5 protein-coding genes are annotated in these 5,304 nt (G+C 35.4%); 2 read left to right on the top strand and 3 right to left on the bottom strand.

The window, feature by feature from the left end; translation table 11 throughout:
* Both HOY35_RS13245 and isdC read right to left on the bottom strand, forming a co-directional pair.
* The coding region (locus HOY35_RS13245) for a hypothetical protein (protein WP_172285857.1) at positions 1-770 on the bottom strand (770 nt) is incomplete at its 3' end.
* Positions 760-1,416, bottom strand: coding sequence for a heme uptake protein IsdC (gene isdC, locus HOY35_RS13240; protein ID WP_172214126.1), 657 nt, complete (start codon positions 1,414-1,416; stop codon positions 760-762). The genes isdC and HOY35_RS13245, both read right to left, overlap by 11 nt.
* Before the next feature lie 212 nt (positions 1,417-1,628).
* Between isdC and HOY35_RS13235 the strand changes: the two genes are divergently transcribed.
* Both HOY35_RS13235 and HOY35_RS13230 read left to right on the top strand, forming a co-directional pair.
* A complete protein-coding gene (locus HOY35_RS13235) occupies positions 1,629-3,371 on the top strand; it encodes an ABC transporter ATP-binding protein/permease (protein ID WP_172214128.1) in 1,743 nt (580 codons plus the stop codon).
* Between the two features lies 1 nt (position 3,372).
* Positions 3,373-4,998: an amino acid ABC transporter ATP-binding/permease protein gene (locus HOY35_RS13230; RefSeq protein WP_172214130.1), complete on the top strand. Its 1,626-nt coding sequence runs from the start codon at positions 3,373-3,375 to the stop codon at positions 4,996-4,998.
* Positions 4,999-5,066: 68 nt separating this feature from the next.
* Here the strand turns inward: HOY35_RS13230 and HOY35_RS13225 are convergent.
* The coding region (locus HOY35_RS13225) for an IS3 family transposase (RefSeq protein ID WP_172285855.1) at positions 5,067-5,304 on the bottom strand (238 nt) is incomplete at its 5' end.

Raw genomic sequence — 5,304 nt, 5'->3', positions numbered from 1 at the left:
TCCAAAGCAGTTGTATTAACAACCTCTGAAGCGGTTGACCAATCAATCTTTAAATATTGCTTGATGCTATGCCCATCAGGGAATGGAAAGCCTGTCATATCAACAAAATATTTAACATAAAGCTGTTTAAAAACCGAAGCCGTCGAAATATCTGAATCTGACAAGCTAAAGGTCACCTGCGATGGATAGCCATCTGCATCCGTTGCATTAATAATAGCATCATCATAGCTACCGCTTGGACTAACATTTTTTAAATAAGCCGTCATGCTACCTTGGTCAGCACCTTGTAAATCAAGCGTCATTTCTCTAGTACCATCTGAGTAGGTAACTACTTTGGCTGTTGGCTTAACCCAATTAGATGAAACAGCTGACTGTGTACTATTCCACAGCTCTACTGGAACCGTCTCGGTCTTAACAACGGAGGCAGTACTCAATGTAGTTAAATTAGATGCTGCGACTTGCTGTGCTGCAGGCGATGGCTGAGCTGCGGATTCAGATACCACAGCGTCGGCTTCTGCTTGCGGAGCTATCTCACTACTGGTTGATTCAGTATTAGCATCAGCTACAGTAGACTGTGTATTGGTTTCAGAGTAGCTAGCTGTTTTTTCATCTGAGCTTTCACTGACCGGAGCTGCCTGATTAGTATCAACACTTGTCGTTGTAGCTTCTAATTCTTCCGCTAGCACCTTAGTAGATAAAGTAACCGTATTCAACAACAAAAATGAAACTGGCAACAAGGTGAAGTATTTTTTCATTAGTTTATTTTTCATTATTCCCCCATCTGCGATTCAAAAAAATAAAATAAATTGTACCACCAACAGAAAACACAATCGCCAAAGCATACCAAATCAATGGCGTTGAAGTAGCAGTTTGAGGATTGGTAACAGAGGCTTGGCCATTATTGGTCGATTGCGTCATTGAAGCTGCTCCGGCGGCGCTTTCAGCAATACCAGAGCTACTAGCACTATCACTGCTGCCAGAAATCAACATTGCATTACCTGTATCAAAGGCTAATCTAACAGTATAAGTATGATGATAATTTAAATCGTCGATATCGACCTTAATACTAGAGCTGATTGGAGCATCGATATCTGCTGCAGAAAACTGTACTGTTCTTATATCACTAGCAGTATCAGTAGCACCGTTTACCGTGCTTGAACCTGTGACTTGAAAATCGGTAATCCATTTACTATGATTCAATTGAAATGAAACCTGATAGCCACCATTTGTCACGGTTACTTGGGCAGGCTTGTTAAAGTAGTCATTCGCCATTGAAGCTGAATCACCATCACCCTGTAACACTGTATAATTAACTTGATAAGTTCCGTCTTTCAAGCTTGCTTCAGCTCTTTTTGCATTACCAAAGAAAAGTAAAATCAAACAAATTGGTAATATTGTATAAAAAAATTGCTTCATTACGCCTCCTAAAATAATTAATATAATTTATTATTGATAATGATTATCAGTAATAAATTATATTTTAGTTGATAATGATTATCATTGTCAATAGCGGAGCTTATAATAATCGTGTTTATCCAATTGACATTGATAATCATTTTCAATTATAATATTTTAGTATTCTCAATCATGATCATTTATTATTAAAATTCGACAGGAGTAACAAAACCATGATTAATAAACGCCTATTTAATCTAATGACAAATCAGAAAAAAAAAATTTATGGCATAGTTGTTTTCAGACTAATAAACCTATGTAATTCAATTATTTTTTATCTTTTAATTGCCAATATCATAAATCAAATTTATCTAAATCAATTTGCATTAAAAAAGGTTCCTTTTTTCACCTTAGCAATTCTAGTCATCATTCTAATTAAAATACTCTTAAATCATTGGATTAGTAATCTAAGCTTTACCTCATCATCACAGCTTAGACTCGCCATTCGAGATAAAATATTTGCGAAAGCATTTCAATTAGGACCATCAACAAAAAATCATTTATCAATCAGTGCATTGACTCAAATTTCCGTTGATGGTGTTGAACAATTAGAAGTTTATTATGCTCAATTTATCCCGCAATTTTTTTATAGCATGATTGCTTCACTTATTGTATTTTTCTCACTGGTTACATATGACTGGCAGGCAGCAATTACTTTATTAATTTGCGTGCCACTAATTCCAATTTCAATTATGACCATCATGAAGATAGCCAAAAAAATTCTAAGTAAATATTGGAATAACTATCTCAATTTAGGAGAAGTATTTTTTGAAAACCTCCAAGGCTTAACTACCTTAAAAGTTTATCAGCAAGACCAGCATTATCATCAAAAAATGAATCTGGCAGCTGAAAAATTCCGCAAGGCAACGATGAGCTTGCTTTCCATGCAGCTTAACTCCATTACAATAATGGATATCATTGCCTATACTGGTTCAGCTATTGGTATTTCAATTGCGCTTTATCACTTTTCTCTTGGTCAGCTTAGCATTATCGGTGCAGTAATGTTTTTACTCTTATCTGCCGAATTTTTCATTCCACTACGCCAGCTAGGCTCACTATTTCACGTCGCAATGACTGGTATCAGTGCTGCAGATAAGCTGTTTGATTTTCTTGATCTTCCAAATGACGAATCAAAGCTGAGCTCAGCTGATTCCGTAGTTAGTGAAGCAATAGGTCTACTCAAAATATCAAAGCTGAGCTTCAGTTACCTAAATGAAAAACAAGCCATGCTTCAGGATATTAATTTTTCAGCAAAAAAGGGACAATTAACTGCCATTATTGGAAAATCCGGCTCTGGAAAAAGTACACTAGCAAGTATTTTAAGTGGCTTTTTTTATAACTATCAAGGACAAATTAACTGGGATAGTCAGAATTTGTCAGAATTAAGCGCTCAACAAATTTTTAATACCGTTGATTTGATTAATAGCGATAGCTTTCTATTTTCAAAATCAATTCGCGAAAATCTTTGTCTCGGCGACAAGCATATTAATGAAAAACAGCTTTGGGATATATTAGAGCGTGTCAATTTGGCTGATGATATTCGAGAATTTCCAAATCAATTGGACTATCAATTAACCGAGGATGGTAGTAATCTATCCGGCGGGCAAAGACAACGATTATTAATCGCGAGAACACTTTTACGTGATAAACAAATTTACATTTTTGATGAAATTACTTCTAGCCTAGACCTAGAAAATGAAAAAATCATTATGAAGGAAATTTATAATCTATCTAAAAATAAAATTGTTATTCTAATTTCCCATCGACTCTATAATTTATTAGATGCAGCTCAAATTATTGTTCTAGAAAACGGAAAAATTAGCGAGCATGGACATCCAGAAGCTTTGCTAGAGAACAATGGCTTTTTCAAAACTGTTTTAAACGAAGAACAAAGTATTCTTAAGGGAGGACAGTAAAATGCGCCAAGCAATGCAAACACTCCAGTGGCTGATTAGCTTTGTAAAGCCACTAAAATTTAAAATGATAGGTGCCATCATTTTAGGTAGCTTGAGCTATCTAGCTGTTATTGGAATACCTATTATTGGGGTCTTAGGATTTATCAATTACCAAAACAATAATAATTTGCACATTACGCCTTATATCATCTCAATGATTGCATTAGGAATTTGTAGAGGTATTTTAAGATATGGAGAGCAATATTTAAATCACGAAATTGCCTTTAGAACCTTAGCCATTATTCGTGATAAGGTTTTTAGTAAATTAAGAAGCTTAGCACCTGCTAAATTACAAGATAAAAAAAATGGCGAGCTAATTTCTCTCATCACCAGTGATGTCGAATCACTAGAGGTTTTTTTTGCACACACCATTTCACCAGTCTTCATTGCAATTTTTATCAGCCTAGGCATGAGCATCTGGCTGGCTAGCTTTCAGCCTATCCTAGGGTTATTGGCCTTATTTATCTATCTTTTACTGGGTGTTTTTTTACCTACGCTAACTTATCTACATAAAAAGAAAGCCGGCGGTGAATATAAAGCCTATTACGATAATCTGAATCAAGAGGTCATCGAAATGACTAAAGCTTTAAGTGAGGTCAAGCTCTATAATATTGGCTCAAGCTTACAGCAGCAATTAAAATCAGCTGGCAAGAAATTAAATCACTCTCAAAAAGAAATGATTAACCAGCGCCTAGCCATTCAAAACTACACTGAATTAATCATCTTATTGAGCGCTTTTATAATGCTGGTTACAGCGTATCTTTTATCACTTTCCAGTGCAGCAATTTTTGTAGTGGTAATCAGCTTTATGAGCTCTTTTGGACCAGTATTGGCACTTAGTGGCTTAGGAAATAGCCTGCTTTCAACACTCGCTAGTGCAAAAAGAGTTTATCAGCTACTTCACGAACAACCAGTAACCCATGATATTGTGCAGGGAAAAGAAGTTATTTTTTCTGAATTAGAAAGTAATCAAATCAGCTTCAGCTACCCGCAAACACAGCAAGCGGTAATCAAGCAATTATCGTTTAAAATTCCCAAATACGGTATCACCTGTATTAAAGGTGCTAGTGGCATCGGTAAAAGCACATTGTTAAAATTAATTATGCGGTTTTGGTCTACAGACGAGGGTATAATTTCATTATCACAAACCCCTATCGAAGAAATTAACACAAGCTCATTAAGAAGTAATGAAGGCTATATGCTGCAGGACACCTTTCTTTTCCAAGATACTATCAGACAAAACATTACACTTGGGAAAAATATATCAGATCAAAAGGTGGTTGAGGCATTAAAAAAAGCCTCTTTAGCTGAATGGCTAAACCAATTTGAAAATGGCTTAGATACCATTATCGGTAGTGCACAACGCCAAATTTCTTCTGGCGAAAAGCAAAGAATTGCCCTTGCTCGAATCTTTGCCTACGATACCCCGCTCATACTTTTAGATGAGCCAACTAGCAATCTTGATTATCTAAATGAAAAAATTATTTTAAATGTATTAGAAAAGCAAAAGGATAAGCAAGCAATATTAATCGTCTCGCATCGAGAAACAACAATATCCATTGCCGATCAAATACTAAATATTGGCTAAATTCAAAAAAGGACAAATACAGAATTAGGAAGTGCAACTACTTTTTGATACAAAATAAAAAGAGCGACTCAATTTAATCTTGCTGATCGGTATTCGACGGGCGAAAGATACCCTAATTTGAATAAAATTCTATTATGATTCCAAAAATAGATGTATTTTTCTACAATATCGATTACTCTAGTATTAAAGCCTATCGGCTCTTTTGAGATGTAGAACGTTTCTGACTTTAGTGAGGCATGAAACGACTCTATTGGAGCGTTATCTGAAGGTGTACCCTTACGGGACATACTTTGGATAACGTTTTTC

It is taken from the genome of Enterococcus sp. MMGLQ5-1 (genome assembly GCF_013155265.1).
In the GTDB taxonomy this organism is placed as follows: Bacteria; Bacillota; Bacilli; order Lactobacillales; family Streptococcaceae; genus MMGLQ5-1.
Note: the sequence above shows the minus strand (reverse complement) of the source record. Positions and strands in the feature narration are given on the sequence as shown.